This window comes from Acidovorax sp. FG60 (genome assembly GCF_057808995.1).
Genome location: NZ_JBMDJC010000005.1, coordinates 1 through 15256 on the forward strand (window position 1 = coordinate 1; position 15256 = coordinate 15256).

Sequence of the window (15256 nt, forward strand, 5' to 3'; positions counted from 1 at the left end):
GCTCTTACAGCCCAGAAAACCCCAGTCATATCTGACTGGGGTTTTTTGCTTTGGGCATGACGCTAATGCAGTGCAGGATGGCTTCGAGAGCGTTGCGTGCCGACTCTCCGGACACTGAAGCTACACGGCCAAAGGCTCCCGCCCGAGAGCAAGCCCTCTTGACCGCATCGCGCGCACAGCGCCAGGCCTTAGACGTCCAGTCTTCTGCCTTCGCAAAACACCAGCAATTCGCTTTTACCAAACGCTGTCCAGGTTTCATTGGTCGTCAGCGGGCTCGTCACAATCACGGCCACTTCGTCTTTTTCATTGGTTTCTCGCGAAAAGTCGAGGCTGACGTCTTCATCACTCAGTTGCGCCTGTCCAAACGGATACCGCCGCTCCAAGTAGTACAAGCTGGTAGTTGCATGGGACCATAGCGCCTGACCATTCGAGAGCAAGAAATTGAAGGTGCCGTGGGGGCTGATCCGTGCGGCCAGCTCTTTCAGCGTCAAGGTCAGTTCCGGGACGGACGGCACACTGGCATGGGACTTTGCCAACTCCTGCATGATCCAGCAAAAAGCATGTTCGCTGTCGGTGTCGCCCACCGGGCGGAAATGCGAGTGGAGGCGGGGGCGGAAATCCTTCAAATCGCCGTTGTGGGCAAAAACCCAATAGCGTCCCCAGAGTTCACGCACGAAGGGGTGGCAGTTTTGAAGGCTGACAACGCCCTGGGTCGCCTTGCGGATGTGGGCGATGACGTTTTTGCTTTTGATCGGGTATCGGCTGATCAGCTCTGCCACCGGCGACTCCACCGCTGCCTGATGATCTACAAAATGTCGTAGGCCTTTGTCTTCAAAAAAGGCGATGCCCCATCCATCGCTGTGGTGATCCGTTTTTCCTCCCCGTTGCGCAAATCCCGTGAAGCTGAAGGTCACGTCGGTGGGAACATTGCAATTCATGCCGAGCAGTTGGCACATGGGGAGATTCCGTTTCTCTGAAGTCTTGGCGGTGCAGCCAGATCATGCCCGATGCGGTCCAGCGAAGGCGATGGCGATAGGTGGCCCGTTTAACGGGGCTTGGCTTCCCGCAGTTGCCAGGCGGCTACCAAGGCCAGCAGGCACAACAAGGTCAGCATCAAAAAGGTTTCGCCGAACGCAGTGATACGGGCCGGGCCGCTGGCGCCCGCGACCAGCGAGGCGCCATGGGCGCTCAATCGCCACTCCAGGACGATGCCACACAGGCTGACGCCGGCTGCCCCGCCCAGCATGCGCAAGAAGCCGATGGTGCTGGAGCCCTGCGAGATAAGTGATTTGTCCAGAGGCCGCATGGCCCCGAGGTTCAACGAGGGCAGGATGAAGCCTAGACCAATGCGGCCCAAAATTGCAAACGCCACCAGCATCGACAATGAAGAGCCCAAGCCTACAAACACCATGAGTCCAAACGAAAGCGCCAGCAAGCCCAGTCCGATGCTGACCAGAAAATGGGTGGGCTGGCGGTCGGCAAGCCGGCCCACGACCGCGATGGTGATGGCAAGGACAAATCCTGCTGGCAGCATGAGCGTACCCACATGTGATGCCGACAAGTCCAGCCCCAACTGCATGAACACTGGCAGCAGATAGGTGGACCCGAACAAGGCCGTACCGTAAATGAATGCCACCACGCTGCCCATGGCGAACTGGCGGTACTGAAACAGACGCAGATCCATCAGCGGCTTGCGGCCCATGCGCAGCAACTTGCGCTGCCAGGTGATGAAACACGCGACGGCTACCACCGCGCCCGACAGCAGGCCGAGTGCTTCGGCCACGGAGCCGCCATGCAGCGACACCAAGCCATTGAGCAAGCACAGCGTACCCACAGTGCCCAGCAGGAGCCCGCGCCAGTCCAGCGCCTCACCTTGGCGGTTGGCCTCCACGCCGCCGGGGGCGGTGACGGGCACAAACTTGTAAGCCAACCAGATGGACGCCAGGCAAAGCGGCACCACCATGAAAAAAATCGAGCGCCAGCCAAACCAGTCCACCAGCAAGCCTCCGATGCTGGGCCCGATGGCGGGTGCCAGTACAACGCCCATGCCGAAGATGCCGCTGGCGCGGCCCTGCTCATGGGGTTTGAAGGCGTAAAGAATGATGACGGCCGGGACGGGCTGAACAACGCCTGCCGCCAGGCCCTCCGCCACCCGGGCGACCAGCACCAGGCCGAAGTCCTGGGCGAGTCCGCCGCCAATGCCACCCGCCAGCAGCAGCAACATGGCGCCCACGTAGGTTGCGCGGTACCCGTAGCGCGACAGCAGCCAGGGCGTGGTGAGCATCGAGACTGTGGTGGCCACCATGAAGCCCGAGGTGACCCACTGTGCGCGTTCCTGGCCCAGCGTGAAATAGTGGCTCATGTCGGGGATGGCCACGTTCACGATAGTGGACGACATGATCGACGCCATCGTTCCCACCATGACCGACAGCAATACCAGCCAGCGGTAGCGCTCTCCGTAGCGCTCCCTCAAAACGGCCAGCGAGCCTGCCTGGGTCATGGCGTCGCGTGCGTTAAATTTCTGAAACGGTGCGAGGGCGAAAACGCTAAGAGCCGCTCAGGTGCGCTCGGACCAGAGCTTGCCGCCCGTGGCCCAGTTTTCGCGCTTGATATCGGTGATGAGAATGTCCACCGACTCGGGCGAGCCGCCCAGGATTTCAACGGAAACGCGGGTGATTTCCTCCACCAGCTTCTTCTTTTGTTCGACCGTGCGGCCTTCCATCATTTCGACGTGGTACGTGGGCATTTCAGCTTCCTTGCAGTAGGGGTGGTTGCACAAACAAAAAACAAAGGCGAAATCATATCGACGCGGGCTGCTACGACGGTGCAAGCGGCGGCGACGACGGAGAGCGCGGCCTCCCGCGTGATCCGCAGGCCGGGCAGATACAGGTCTTGCCCCGTTGTTCGGGCCGCAGCGCGACCAGCGCCTCGGGGGCAACGGACCCGGGGGCCATGCACCAGCAACTCTCGGCTGGCTGTCCGGCGGCAATCGCGCAGAGGTTTGGCTGCCCGCACAGGGGGCAGACGGATGCGGTGGGCGCATCGGTAGTGCTACTAGCGCTGGGCGAAGGGGAAGTCATGGCGGATTCGGCTTGCAGATGGGTGGCCCGCCACGGGGGCGGGCGTGCCGAGGGCCAGTGTACGGCGCAAGCACATACCCCGCTGCGGAGCGAAACTGGTTGAACCCTCTGCCATGGGCCGATTCCCTCGACCTGTCGCACGTTCGTAAACCAACTTTGGGTTGTGCGCAGCGAGGTGGAGATGGGTTGAAAGAAGACTTTAAACAAAAATAGCTGCTAGCGCTTTACTATCAAGCGCAAGCAGCTATCAAAAACGGAGCAATCGCCCCATTGAAGCGCGCGCGATGCCCACGCGCGCGCCACCGCCTGCTGCTCAGGCGGCCTGCGCGGCCTTCAGCTTCAGGCGCCAGGCGTGCAGCAGCGGCTCGGTGTAGCCACTGGGTTGCTCCATGCCCTTGAAGACCAGGTCGCAGGCCGCCTTGTAGGCCATGCTGGTGTCGAAGTGGCCGGCCATGGGCTGGTACAGCGGGTCGCCAGCGTTCTGGCCGTCCACCACGGCCGCCATGCGCTCGAACGTGGCGCGCACTTGCGCCTCGGTCACCACGCCATGGTGCAGCCAGTTGGCAAGATGCTGGCTGCTGATGCGCAGCGTGGCGCGGTCTTCCATCAGGCCCACGTTGTGGATGTCGGGCACCTTGGAGCAGCCCACGCCCTGATCCACCCAGCGAACCACGTAGCCCAGGATGCCCTGTGCGTTGTTGTCCAGCTCCTGCTGCTTTTCAGCGTCTGTCCAGTTCGGGTTGGCGGTGACGGGGATGGTCAGCAGGCCGGTCAGCAGGTTGTCGCGCTCGGCATTCACGTCGGTCTTTTCCAGCTCGATCTGAATGTCGCTCACCTTCACCTGGTGGTAATGCAGCGCGTGCAGCGTGGCGCCCGTGGGGCTGGGCACCCAGGCGGTGTTGGCACCGGCCTTGGGGTGGGCGATCTTCTGCTTGAGCATCTCGGCCATCAGGTCGGGCATGGCCCACATGCCCTTGCCGATCTGCGCCTTGCCGCGCAGGCCACAGCTCAGGCCCACGAGCACGTTGTTCTTCTCGTACGACTGGATCCAGGCGCTGGTCTTCATGTCGCCCTTGCGCACCATGGGGCCGGCGTGCATGGCGGTGTGCATCTCGTCGCCGGTGCGGTCCAGGAAGCCGGTGTTGATGAAAGCCACGCGGCTCGATGCGGCGGCGATGCAGGCCTTGAGGTTGACGGACGTGCGGCGCTCTTCGTCCATGATGCCGAGCTTCACGGTGCTGTCGGGCAGGCCCAGCAGCTTCTCGACGCGGCCGAACAGCTCGGCCGCAAAGCCGACTTCGGCCGGGCCGTGCATCTTGGGCTTGACGATGTAGACGCTGCCCTTGCGGGAGTTGCGGATTCCGTTGGCGCCATGGCCTTGTAGGTCGTGCAATGCGATAGCCGTTGTGACCACTGCATCCATGATGCCTTCGGGGATCTCGCGCTGCGTGCCCTGCGCGTCGGTCCACAGGATGGCCGGGTTGGTCATCAGGTGGCCCACATTGCGCAGGAACATGAGCGAGCGGCCATGCAGGCGCACTTCTCCGCCTTGGGGGGCCGTGTAAACACGGTCAGGGTTCAGTCCGCGCGTGAAGGTCTTGCCGCCCTTGGCGACCTGCTCGGTCAGCGTCGCCTGGATGATGCCCAGCCAGTTGCTGTAGCCCAGCACCTTGTCTTCGGCGTCCACGGCGGCCACGGAGTCTTCCAGGTCCAGGATGGTGGAGAGGGCCGCTTCCAGCACCAGGTCGCTCACGCCCGCAGCGTCGCTCTGGCCGATGGGTGTGGAGCGGTCGATCTGGATATCCAGGTGCAGGCCGTTGTGCTGCAGCAGCACCGATGAAGGCGCTGCTGCACTCCCCTGGTAGCCCTTGAACTGCGATGCGTCCTTGAGGCCCGTGGTGCTGCCATTGGCCAGTGACACGACCAGCTGGCCGCCTTCCACCTTGTAGCCGGTCGAATCCTTGTGCGAGCCCGAGGCCAAAGGCGCCGTGTCGTCCAGCACCTGGCGCGCAAACGCAATCACCTTGGCGCCGCGCACGGGGTTGTAGCCCTTGCCCTTTTCGGCGCCGCCTTCTTCGCTGATGGCGTCCGTGCCATACAGCGCGTCATACAGGCTGCCCCAGCGCGCATTGGCGGCGTTGAGTGCATAACGTGCGTTCAGGATGGGCACCACCAGCTGCGGGCCGGCCTGGGTGGCCAACTCGTCGTCCACGTTGGCGGTGGTCGCCTTCACCTCGGCGGGCTGGGGCACCAGGTAGCCGATCTTTTCGAGGAAGCTGCGGTAGGCCACCATGTCCTTGATGGGGCCGGGGTTGGCCTTGTGCCAGGTGTCCAACTCGGTCTGCAGGCGGTCGCGCTCGGCCAGCAGGGCGATGTTGCGCGGGGCCAAGTCCGACACGATGGCGTCAAAGCCCTTCCAGAAGGCGGCGGCATCGACACCCGTGCCGGGCAGCACCTTGTCTTCGACAAAGCGGTACAGGGAGGTGGCCACTTGCAGGCCGTGGATTGCGGTGCGGTCGGTCATGAGGGTGCCTAAAGAGTTGAGTTGTTGAAACGTGGATCAAAGAAATGTCGGACCTTGGCGAGAAGGCCATGGACAGACTGTATTGCAAATGTTTGCCCACATAAATACGCTGAAAAGCTCGAAACCAGTGACTTTTACGCAAAACTGGCGACAGTCCGTAGTTGCACGGAATGGCGCACCGGCCGGTTAAGCACTACGCTGCGCGAAGAGCCAGGGCGGCCCCGCAACCTATTGCGAGGCCGTGACCTGGCTCATAAAAATAACCCCACCGGGAGACAAATCCATGCAGGCACCCTTGGCCGCTGGCGCGCTGAACGCTGCCTACAAGAACAAGATCGTCAGCGCCGCCGATGCGGTGCAGCTCATCCACGACGGCGATACCGTGGCCACCGGCGGCTTTGTGGGTATCGGCTTTGCCGAGAGCATCGCCGTGGCGCTGGCCCAGCGCTGGGAGTCCACGCAAACCCCGCGCGACCTCACGCTGGTCTACGCCGCAGGGCAGGGCGATGGCAAGCAGCGTGGCCTCAACCACCTGGGCCACGCGGGTCTGCTCAAGCGCGTGATCGGTGGGCACTGGGGCCTGGTGCCGCGCATCCAGAAGCTGGCGGTGGACAACCAGATCGAGGCCTGGAACCTGCCCCAGGGCGTGATCACGCATTTGTTCCGCGACATCGCTGCGGGCAAGCCCGGCACGCTCACGCGCGTGGGTCTCGATACCTTTGTGGACCCGCGCCACGGCGGCGGCAAGCTCAACGCGCGCACCACCGAAGACCTGGTGCGCGTGCTGCCCATCGACGGGCAGGACTACCTGTTCTACAAGGCCTTCCCGATCCATGTGGGCATCATCCGCGCGACCACAGCCGACGCGGACGGCAACCTCACCATGGAGCGCGAGGCGCTCACGCTCGAAGCGCTGGCGATTGCCATGGCCGCGCGCAACTCGGGCGGCGTGGTCATTGCGCAGGTCGAGCGCATCGCCGAGCGTGGGTCGCTCAACCCCCGCCAGGTCAAGGTGCCGGGCGTCCTGGTCGACGCCGTGGTGCTGGCCACCGAGCCCGCGCACCACCACCAGACCTTTGCCGAGCCCTACAGCGCAGCGTTTGCGGGCGAGCTGCGTGTGCCCGTGGACACCCTGGAGGCGATGCCGCTGACCGAGCGCAAGATCATCGCCCGCCGCGCGGCGCTGGAGCTGCGCCCGCACCAGGTGGTGAACCTGGGGATAGGCATGCCCGAGGGCGTGGCCAACGTAGCGGCTGAAGAGCGCATCATCGACCTCGTCACGCTCACGGCCGAGCCCGGCGTGATTGGCGGCATTCCCGCGGGTGGCCTGAACTTTGGCGCGGCCGTGAACCCGCAGGCCATCATCGACCAGCCCAACCAGTTCGACTTCTACGACGGCGGTGGCCTGGACATTGCGATCCTGGGCCTCGCGCAGGCCGACCAGCACGGCAACCTCAACGTGAGCAAGTTTGGCCCGCGCTTGGCGGGTGCGGGCGGCTTCATCAACATCAGCCAGAACGCTAAGACCGTGGTGTTTGTCGGCACCTTCACGGCAGGCGCGCTGCAGGTCGAAGCGGTGGACGGCCACCTGCACATCCTGCACGAAGGGGGCGCACGCAAGTTCGTTCGCGAGGTGGAGCACCGCACCTTCAGCGGCGCCGAAGCCCTGCGGCGCGGCCAGCGCGTGCTGTATGTGACGGAGCGCTGCGTGTTCCGCCTGGTGCCCTCGGGCGAGCCGGAGGGCGGCGGCGCGCTGGAGCTGATCGAGCTGGCCCCCGGCATCGACCTGCACCGCGACGTGCTCGCCCACATGTCCTTCACGCCGCGCATCAGCCCCGGCCTGCAGACCATGGACATGCGTCTGTTCGAGCCCGGCCCGCTGGGCCTGCGTGAGCAACTGCTCAATCGCCCGCTGGTGCAGCGCTTTGAGCTGGACGCCGCACGCCCACTGCTGCACATCGACTTCTCGGGCCTGCAGATCAACACCGCCAGCACCATAGCCGCCATCGAGCAGGAGGTGCGCCACCTGCTGGCCCCGCTCGCCACGCGGGGCGAACGCGTGGCGGTGATCGTGAACTACGACCACTTCACCATTGCGCCCGACCTGGCGGATGCCTATGCGGCCATGGTGCAGGGCCTCACGCGCGACCACTACGCGGAGGTCAAGCGCTACGGCACCGTGGGGTTTCTCAAGTCCCGATTGACCTGATTGCTATATTAATAATAGCTATCAAGGCAATGTGGTCGAGCGCAAGGGCCTGTTTTTGCCTCAGGTTTTTCAGCCACCGGGTGCTTCCGCGCTGCAGCGGCCGTGTGCAGGCCCCCGCGTAGATGTCTCCATAATCACCGCCCATGGACAAACTCAAGGCCTTCGAATCCTTTGTATCGGTGGCCACGCGCGGCAGCCTCACGGCAGCCGCCAAGGCCGAGGGCGTGGCGCCCGCCATCATGGGCCGTCGGCTGGATGCGCTCGAAGAGCACCTGGGCGTGAAGCTCTTGGTGCGCACCACGCGCCGCATCAGCCTCACGCACGAGGGCAGCGCGTTCCTGGAAGACTGCCAGCGCCTGCTGTCCGACGTGGCGAATGCCGAGGCCAGCGTGTCCGAAGGCGGGGTCAAGGCCACGGGCCACCTTCGCATCACCGCGCCCGCCGGCTTTGGCCGGCGCCATGTCGCGCCTCTGGTGCCGCGTTTTCGCTCGGCGCACCCGGACGTGACCATCTCGCTCAACCTCAGCGACCGCGTGGTCGATCTGGCTGGCGAAGGTTTTGACTGCGCGGTGCGTGTGGGCGACCTGCCCGACTCGTCGCTCGTGAGCGTGCGCATCGCCGACAACCGCCGCCTGTGCGTGGCCACGCCCGAGTATCTGGCGCGGCGCGGCACCCCGCGCGCCCCGGCCGAGCTGGTGCAGCACGACTGCCTCACGCTGTCGAGCGACGCCTCGCAGACGCGCGGCTGGGCGTTCCGGGTGCCCCTTGCGGATGGCGCCACGGAGGTCATGCACCTCAAGCCCGGCGGGCCGCTCGACTGCTCCGACGGCCAGGTGCTGCACGACTGGTGCCTGGGTGGCTGGGGCATTGCCTGGCGCAGCACCTGGGAGGTCGAGGCCGAGATCGCCGCAGGCCGACTGGTCGCGGTACTGGAGGACTTTGCCGCCCCGCCCAATGGCATCTACGTGGTCTTCCCCCAGCGCAAGCACCTGCCTCTGCGCGTGCGGCTGTGGATCGAGCACCTCAAGCACCAGTACGCGCAGCCCGCGTTCTGGAAAGGCCCCCAGGGCGGCTGATGGCCCCTTGGCAGACTGCACATTCCATGTCCTCCGCGCCCACGCTCCTCGTCGCTGACGACCACCCGCTGTTCCGCGCGGCCGTGCTGCACGTGCTGCGCGAGCGCCTGCCCCAGTACCGCACGCTGGAGGCGGCCAGCGCCACCACGCTGGGCCAGGCGTTGCAGGAGCACCCGGAGATCGAACTCGTGCTGCTGGACCTGAGCATGCCCGGCACGCGCGGCTTCTCGGCCCTCTTGCATGTGCGCGGCGAATACCCCGAGCTGCCCGTGGTCATCATTTCGTCCAACGACCACCCCCGCGTCATCCGCCGCGCCCAGCAGTTTGGCGCGGCAGGCTTCATCCCAAAGTCCGCGCCTGCCGACGCCATGGGCGACGCCATTCAGGCCGTGCTGGACGGCGGCAGCGGGTTCCCGCCCATGGCTGCCGAGCGCTCCGAGGCCGACGCCGAGTTGGCCGCGCGGCTCGCGCAGCTCACGCCCCAGCAGTTCCGCGTGCTGCTGTGCCTGGCCGACGGGCTGCTCAACAAGCAGATCGCCGCCGCGCTGGGGTTGGCGGAGAACACGGTGAAGGTGCACGTCACCGCCATCCTGAAAAAGCTCGCGTGCTACAGCCGCACGCAGGCGGCGGTGCTGGTCAAAAGCCTGGAGACGGAAGACGGCGTGTCTTCCTGAGGTGGAGATCTGCATCAAAACGGCCGCTGTCGCTTATCCAAAAAGCCCTGGCAGCTACTAAAAGCGTAGCGACGAGCGCAGCCTATCCAACCGGGCGCAGCACCCTGCGCGAGGCGCCGTGCAAGGGCCGCCCCGCCGCGCAGCGGCTCAGGGGGATGCTCCCTGTCTCAGCAGCGTCTGGCTCACCAGCGCCCGCAGCGCGGGGGCGCGCACGGGCTTGGCCAGAAAGCCCCAGCCGCGCTCGGCGGCCTGGCGGCGCAGGGTGGCATCGCGCTCGGCGGTGACCAGGATCACGGCAGGCGTCTGGCCCCAGCGCTGGCACAGCTGCGCGAACACTTCAGGGCCGTGGAGGCCGGCGCCCAGGTGCACGTCCAGCAGCACCAGCTGCGGTGCCTGGCCGGGCTGGGCGGCGGCCAGGGCCTCGGGCGCGCCAGCGGCTAGCGGCACCGTGCACCCCCAGCGCTGCAGTAGGGCCTGCGTGGCGGCGCAGGTAGGGCCGTCGTCATCAATGACCCAGGCACTGCTGCCTTGCAGGGGGGCGTCGTCGGCGGGTTGCTGCGTGGTGGCGGGGGGCGCAGCCTGCTGCGCGGCGGCGGGGTTGCCCAGCGGCACACACACCCAGAACACGCTGCCGCGCCCCAGTTGCGAGCGCAGGCCAATCTCGTGCCCCAGCAGGCGGCCCAGGCGTTCGACGATGGCCAGGCCCAGGCCTGCGCCCCGGTCGTCGGCGCGGCCTTCGTCCAGGCGGCGGAATTCTTCGAAAATTTCACGCTGCAGAGCCTCGGGGATGCCGGGGCCCTGGTCATGCACTTCGATGCGCAGGTAGTCATTGCCCACCCTGCGGCAGCCCACCACGATGCGCCCCCGCCGGCTGTAGCGGATGGCGTTGGAGACAAAGTTCTGCAGGATGCGGCGCAGCAGGTTGTCGTCGGTGCGCACCACGGCGCGCGTGGGCACGCAGCGCAGTTGCAGGCCCTGGCTTCCGGCCAGCACGCCAAAGTTGTGGCCCAGCACCTGCAAGAGTGGCCCTAGGGCCACGTCGTGGATGTGCACATCGAACTGGCCCGATTCCATGCGCGAGATGTCGAGCAGGCTGTTGAGGATGGCGTCCTGCGCGGCCAGGGCGCCGTCGATGCTGTCCACGGCGTGCCGTTCGGCGTCGCCTGGCAGATGGCTGCGCAGCAGCGAGGTGAACATGCGCGCGGCGTTCAGGGGCTGCAGCAGGTCGTGCACGGCGGCGGCCACAAAGCGGGTCTTGGAGCGGTTGGCCTGCTCGGCCTCGCGCCGCGCGGCGTCCAGGTCGCGGGTGCGGTCGGCCACGCGCTGCTCCAGCGCATCGGCCAGCGATCGCAGCTCGCGTGCGGCGTTCTTGTAGCTGGTGATGTCGGCGTAGCTGGTCACAAAACCGCCTTCGGGCAGCGGATTACCCCGGATCTCCAGCACCGTCCCGTCGTCCTTGGCGCTTTCGTGCAGGTGTGGCGTGCCGCTGCGCAGGTGGGCCAGCCGCCGTTCGATGGCCTCATCCACCGGGCCGGGCCCCAGCAGGCCCCGGCGCGCGTTGTGGCGCATCAGGTCGGCAATGGGCTGGCCCACGCGCATCAGGTCTGCCGGGAAGCGAAACAGCTGCACATAGCGCGAGTTCCAGGCCACCAGGTTCAGGTCGGCGTCGATGATGACCACGCCCTGCGGCAGATGTTCCAGGCTGCGCGAGAGGCCCGTGTCGGTCTGCTGGGCGGCCTGCTGCGCCGCCTGCACGATGCCGTCCTGCGCGGTGCGAAGCTCCTGGGCGTGCTGGCGCAGCACGGTCTCCAGCTCCTGGCGGCTGCGCTGGCGCAGGCTGGACAGGCGCTGGCGCTGGCGCACAAACAGCACGAGCAGGCCCAGCGCCAGCCAGCCGCCCGCGCCTGCCGCAGCGGCCCACCGGCTGTCCGCGAAGCTGCTGTGTGTCTCGTGCAGCAGGTGCAGCTGCCACGGGGTGCCGGGCAGGGGCTGGGTCCGCCACAGCACGCGGCCGGGCAGGGCAGGGGCCTGCACGCTGACCAGCCGACCGCCAGTGTCCAGGGCTTCCACCACGCGGACTTCCAGCGGGCGCAGCGGCTGGTCGGCGTACTGCCGGGTGGCGTTCAGCTCGCGGCGTTCCTCATCGTCCAGTGGCTCCAGCAGGCGGTAGCGCCACGCATCCTGGCTGGCCAAAAAAACCACGCCATGCGCGTCCGACGCCAGCACGATGTCGGTGGTCTGCAGCCACTCGCGTTCCAGCTCCTGCAGCGCGATCTTGATGGCCACCAGCCCCAGCGTCTGGCCCTGGTCGTCGTGGATGGCCTGAGACAGAAAGTAGCCCGGCTCACCCGTGGTCACGCCAATGCCATAGAAGCTGCCGCGCCCCTGGGCCAGCGCCTGCTGCACGTAGGGGCGAAAGCTGTAGTCCACCCCCACATTGCTGGTGGCCGTGCGCCAGTTGCTGGCGGCCACGGCCAGGCCGTCGCGGTTGAGCAGGGTAAGGGTGGAGGATTGGCTGGCACCGTTGGCCTGCTCCAGCTTGCGGTTGAGCTGCTCCCCATCGGCCGCACTCAGTGGGTGGGTCAGCGCGTTGCGCAGCTGTGCATCCAGCGCCAGCACTTCGGGCAGGGTGCGGTAGCGGTCGATGCGCTGGGCCAGGGCCTGGCCGTAGAGCGCCAGTTGGCCCTGCACGCTGCGGTTTTCTTCCTGCAGTGAACGCTGCCAGGCCCATTGGCCGGCGATGAACATGCTGCCCACCATGCCCCCAAGCAGGATCAGCAGGGTCCAGAATTTTCGGAGGCGGGGCGTCATCGTCATGGGGAAAATTTGTTCCTGGCGCGGTCCGTAGGCTGGGATGTTGCGGGGAGCGAGTGTGCCGCATCCCGGCCAAGTGCTAGGTGTTTTCCCTATATTGGGGCAAGCGGCGCCCTATGGCGGTGCCCCTGACTAATACCAATAGGTTATCGGCTCAAACAGCGTGCGGCGGTACAAACGGCACCCTCGACGCACCCCGGTGGTGCAGTCTTTCGTGATTTCAGGAGACCTCCATGCACGCCATTTCCGCCCCCACAGCCCACCCCGTGCGGCTGCCTTTTTACCGGCAGCTGTATTTCCAGGTGGTGCTCGCCATCGTCCTGGGTGTCTTGCTCGGGCATTTTGAACCCGCCTATGGCGAGGCGCTCAAGCCGCTGGGTGATGCCTTCATCAAGCTGGTCAAGATGATCATCGCGCCGGTGATCTTCCTGACCATCGTGACCGGCATTGCGGGCATGTCGCAGCTGAGCAGCGTGGGCCGCGTGTTTGGCAAGGCCATGGCGTACTTTTTGTTCTTCTCCACGCTGGCCCTGGTGGTGGGTCTGGTGGTGGCCAACGTGGTGCAGCCCGGCGCGGGCATGAACATCAACGTCGCCGATCTGGACCAGACGGCCGTGAAGAGCTACGTGGCCAAGTCGCATGAGATGAGCCTGACCGGGTTTGCCATGGACATCATCCCCAAGACGCTGGTCAGCCCCTTCGTGGGCGACAACATCCTGCAGGTGCTGCTCGTGGCCGTGCTGTTTGGCGTGGGCCTGGCACTGGTGGGTGAGGCGGGCCGTCCGGTGCAGCATTTTCTGGAAGCGCTGACCACCCCCGTGTTCAAGGTGGTGGGCATTGTGATGAAGGCCGCGCCCATCGGTGCGTTCGGTGCCATGGCGTTCACCATCGGCAAGTTTGGCCTGGGTTCGCTGGTCAATCTGGCCTGGCTGGTGGGCTCGTTCTACATCACCTCGTTGCTGTTCGTGGTGGTGATCCTGGGCTTTGTGGCGCGGCTGTGTGGATTCTCGGTGTTCAAGCTGTGCCGCTACCTGAAGGCCGAGCTGATGCTGGTGCTGGGCACCTCGTCGTCTGAATCCGCCTTGCCCTCGCTGATGGAAAAGATGGAAAAGGCCGGTTGCAGCAAGTCGGTGGTGGGTCTGGTGGTGCCCACGGGCTATTCCTTCAACCTGGACGGCACCAACATCTACATGACGCTGGCCGCGCTGTTCATCGCCCAGGCCACGAACACCGAACTGACGCTGGGTCACCAGGTGGCGTTGCTGCTGGTGGCGATGCTCAGCTCCAAAGGCGCAGCAGGCGTGACCGGTGCAGGCTTCATCACCCTGGCCGCCACCCTGGCCGTGGTGCCTGAAGTGCCGGTGGCCGGCATGGCGCTGATTCTGGGTGTGGACCGCTTCATGAGCGAATGCCGCTCGCTGACCAACTTTATTGGTAACGCCGTGGCCACCGTGGTGGTATCCCGTTGGGAAAACGCGCTGGACCATGAGCGCCTGGATGCCGCGCTGAACGGTCATCACCTGCCCGCCCCGGCCACTGCCATGGCCCCGGTGGTGCCTGCGGATGTGCCCGCAGGCGCGATGGCCCGCACGGTGGCCTGATCGCGTCCGCTCCGGTGTTCGGTCAAAGCGGCGCAGGCCCTCGGGTCTGCGCCGCTTTTTTTGGGGGGACGCAATGCGGTGGCACACATACCGGCATGCCGCGTTGCGCGGCGGTCGCGAAATTCCTCAAGCAAAATGGCGGCCACCCGGGTTTCAGAAAAGCAGCGCGCACTGAGGTCCTGGGTTTTGCAAAGGAAACCCCCATGACCCTCGAAGCCGTCCTCGCCGCCCTGCACCTGGTGGCCATCCTGACCTTTGTGGTCTTTTTATCGAGCCAGGCGGCGCTGTGCCGCATGGAGTGGATGAACGCCGCTGTGGTCGAGCGTCTGGCGCGGCTGGATGTGATCTACGGTGTGGCGGGGGCGCTGATGATCGCCAGCGGCGTGGCGCGTGTCCTCTGGGGCATCAAGGGGGCTTCGTGGTATCTCTCGCAGCCGCTGTTTCACATCAAGATCACCATCATTCTGGTCATGATTCTCCTGTCCTTCTGGCCTTCGCTGGTGTTTCGCCGCTGGCGCCATGCCCTGCGCAGCACGGGGGCACTGCCAGCGGCGCAGGAGGTGGCCAAGGTACGCCGCCTCGTGATGATCCAGTCCCACGTGTTGCCCGTGGTGGCGGTGATCGCGGTGTTCTGGGCGCGGGGCTGGTAGGCGTCGCAAGAAAGACGTTCCGCCCAGAAAAAAGCCGCTGACCCTCACGGGCAGCGGCTTTCTTTGTTTTGGCAGGGCTTATTTGTTCTTCAAGCATTCGCTCATGAAGGCCTTGCGCTCGTCGCCCTTGAGCGTCTTGGCTTTTTCGTCGGCGTTGCAGGCCTTCATCTTGTTTTGCTGGGTTTCTGGCTTGTTGCTCAGGCAGGTCTTCATGAAAGCCTTGCGCTCGTCGCCCTTCTTGTCCGCCGCTTCCGCATTGCAGGTGGCCATGCGGGTCTGCTGCTTGGTGGGCGCGGCGGCCGATGCCGCAGGCGCTGCCGGCGTGGCGGGGGTTGCTGCCGTGGCCGGGGCGGCGGCCTTGGCTCCGGCGGCAGGGGCGTCGGCAGCGTGGGCTGCGCCGAACGAAAGGACCAGGCTCAGGGCTGTCAGGGAGAGAAGCTTGTTCATAGGGGCTCCAGTAGAGATGTGGCATCTGACGCAACCTGCGTCGGATTGCCCGATTACAACGTATGCCCTGGAGACGGGGCTGACACGCCGCAGGCCAGGCCATGATTCTTTACGATCTGTTGCGTACTGGCTGCGCAGGGCTGCTTTGGCGGTGCTGGCGGCATGCTCGGTGAGCGCCCCG

General features: G+C 65.6%; 12 protein-coding genes. 5 read left to right on the forward strand and 7 right to left on the reverse strand.

The genetic code is table 11. The features are described 5' to 3' along the window. Nucleotides 1-188: 188 nt before the first annotated feature. The 5 genes from ACODS0_RS08945 to ACODS0_RS08965 form a co-directional block, all read right to left on the reverse strand. Nucleotides 189-956, reverse strand: coding sequence for a class II glutamine amidotransferase (locus ACODS0_RS08945; protein ID WP_488834380.1), 768 nt, complete (start codon nucleotides 954-956; stop codon nucleotides 189-191). 89 nt (nucleotides 957-1045) lie between these two features. Next, on the reverse strand, nucleotides 1046-2500 hold the full coding sequence (locus ACODS0_RS08950) for a DHA2 family efflux MFS transporter permease subunit (protein WP_488834381.1): 1455 nt from the start codon (nucleotides 2498-2500) through the stop codon (nucleotides 1046-1048). Nucleotides 2501-2557: 57 nt separating this feature from the next. Next, complete coding sequence (locus ACODS0_RS08955) at nucleotides 2558-2746, reverse strand: 4-oxalocrotonate tautomerase (protein ID WP_010466444.1); 189 nt, start codon at nucleotides 2744-2746, stop codon at nucleotides 2558-2560. Between the two features lie 70 nt (nucleotides 2747-2816). Further along, nucleotides 2817-3080, reverse strand: a complete 264-nt coding sequence (locus ACODS0_RS08960; RefSeq protein ID WP_488834383.1) for a cysteine-rich CWC family protein — start codon at nucleotides 3078-3080, stop codon at nucleotides 2817-2819. Nucleotides 3081-3393: 313 nt separating this feature from the next. Further along, nucleotides 3394-5604, reverse strand: coding sequence for a malate synthase G (locus ACODS0_RS08965; RefSeq protein ID WP_488834384.1), 2211 nt, complete (start codon nucleotides 5602-5604; stop codon nucleotides 3394-3396). Nucleotides 5605-5887: 283 nt separating this feature from the next. Here ACODS0_RS08965 and ACODS0_RS08970 point away from each other — a divergent pair, with 283 nt between their 5' ends. The 3 genes from ACODS0_RS08970 (at nucleotide 5888) to ACODS0_RS08980 (ending at nucleotide 9563) form a co-directional block, all read left to right on the forward strand. Next, complete coding sequence (locus tag ACODS0_RS08970; protein WP_488834385.1) at nucleotides 5888-7813, forward strand: acyl CoA:acetate/3-ketoacid CoA transferase; 1926 nt, start codon at nucleotides 5888-5890, stop codon at nucleotides 7811-7813. A gap of 143 nt (nucleotides 7814-7956) precedes the next feature. After that, the gene (locus tag ACODS0_RS08975) at nucleotides 7957-8889 is read left to right on the forward strand and encodes a LysR family transcriptional regulator (protein WP_121421459.1); all 933 of its coding nucleotides are present in this window, start codon (nucleotides 7957-7959) and stop codon (nucleotides 8887-8889) included. A gap of 26 nt (nucleotides 8890-8915) precedes the next feature. Next, on the forward strand, nucleotides 8916-9563 hold the full coding sequence (locus tag ACODS0_RS08980) for a response regulator (protein ID WP_487257311.1): 648 nt from the start codon (nucleotides 8916-8918) through the stop codon (nucleotides 9561-9563). A gap of 147 nt (nucleotides 9564-9710) precedes the next feature. Here the strand turns inward: ACODS0_RS08980 and ACODS0_RS08985 are convergent, their stop codons facing one another. Further along, nucleotides 9711-12380 carry a hybrid sensor histidine kinase/response regulator gene (locus ACODS0_RS08985; RefSeq protein ID WP_488834387.1) on the reverse strand — a complete coding sequence of 890 codons (2670 nt, stop codon included), beginning with the start codon at nucleotides 12378-12380 and terminating at the stop codon, nucleotides 9711-9713. Between the two features lie 230 nt (nucleotides 12381-12610). Between ACODS0_RS08985 and ACODS0_RS08990 the strand changes: the two genes are divergently transcribed. Both ACODS0_RS08990 and ACODS0_RS08995 read left to right on the forward strand, forming a co-directional pair. Next, entirely contained in the window at nucleotides 12611-13978 is a 1368-nt protein-coding gene (locus ACODS0_RS08990; protein WP_488834390.1) for a dicarboxylate/amino acid:cation symporter, read from the forward strand. Between the two features lie 203 nt (nucleotides 13979-14181). After that, nucleotides 14182-14628 (forward strand): DUF2214 family protein, encoded by a 447-nt coding sequence (locus ACODS0_RS08995; protein WP_055397981.1) that lies wholly within the window; start codon nucleotides 14182-14184, stop codon nucleotides 14626-14628. Between the two features lie 78 nt (nucleotides 14629-14706). Here ACODS0_RS08995 and ACODS0_RS09000 read toward each other — a convergent pair whose 3' ends face one another. After that, complete coding sequence (locus ACODS0_RS09000) at nucleotides 14707-15075, reverse strand: PsiF family protein (protein WP_055397983.1); 369 nt, start codon at nucleotides 15073-15075, stop codon at nucleotides 14707-14709. Nucleotides 15076-15256: the final 181 nt, after the last annotated feature.

Excerpts from the sequence above, each read along its gene's own strand:
- ACODS0_RS08945 (WP_488834380.1), bottom strand. The coding sequence starts at position 956 with ATGTGCCAACTGCTCGGCATGAATTGCAATGTTCCCACCGACGTGACC.
- ACODS0_RS08950 (WP_488834381.1), bottom strand. The coding sequence starts at position 2,500 with ATGACCCAGGCAGGCTCGCTGGCCGTTTTGAGGGAGCGCTACGGAGAG.
- ACODS0_RS08955 (WP_010466444.1), bottom strand. The coding sequence starts at position 2,746 with ATGCCCACGTACCACGTCGAAATGATGGAAGGCCGCACGGTCGAACAA.
- ACODS0_RS08960 (WP_488834383.1), bottom strand. The coding sequence starts at position 3,080 with ATGACTTCCCCTTCGCCCAGCGCTAGTAGCACTACCGATGCGCCCACC.
- ACODS0_RS08965 (WP_488834384.1), bottom strand. The coding sequence starts at position 5,604 with ATGACCGACCGCACCGCAATCCACGGCCTGCAAGTGGCCACCTCCCTG.
- ACODS0_RS08970 (WP_488834385.1), top strand. The coding sequence starts at position 5,888 with ATGCAGGCACCCTTGGCCGCTGGCGCGCTGAACGCTGCCTACAAGAAC.
- ACODS0_RS08975 (WP_121421459.1), top strand. The coding sequence starts at position 7,957 with ATGGACAAACTCAAGGCCTTCGAATCCTTTGTATCGGTGGCCACGCGC.
- ACODS0_RS08980 (WP_487257311.1), top strand. The coding sequence starts at position 8,916 with ATGTCCTCCGCGCCCACGCTCCTCGTCGCTGACGACCACCCGCTGTTC.
- ACODS0_RS08985 (WP_488834387.1), bottom strand. The coding sequence starts at position 12,380 with ATGACGATGACGCCCCGCCTCCGAAAATTCTGGACCCTGCTGATCCTG.
- ACODS0_RS08990 (WP_488834390.1), top strand. The coding sequence starts at position 12,611 with ATGCACGCCATTTCCGCCCCCACAGCCCACCCCGTGCGGCTGCCTTTT.
- ACODS0_RS08995 (WP_055397981.1), top strand. The coding sequence starts at position 14,182 with ATGACCCTCGAAGCCGTCCTCGCCGCCCTGCACCTGGTGGCCATCCTG.
- ACODS0_RS09000 (WP_055397983.1), bottom strand. The coding sequence starts at position 15,075 with ATGAACAAGCTTCTCTCCCTGACAGCCCTGAGCCTGGTCCTTTCGTTC.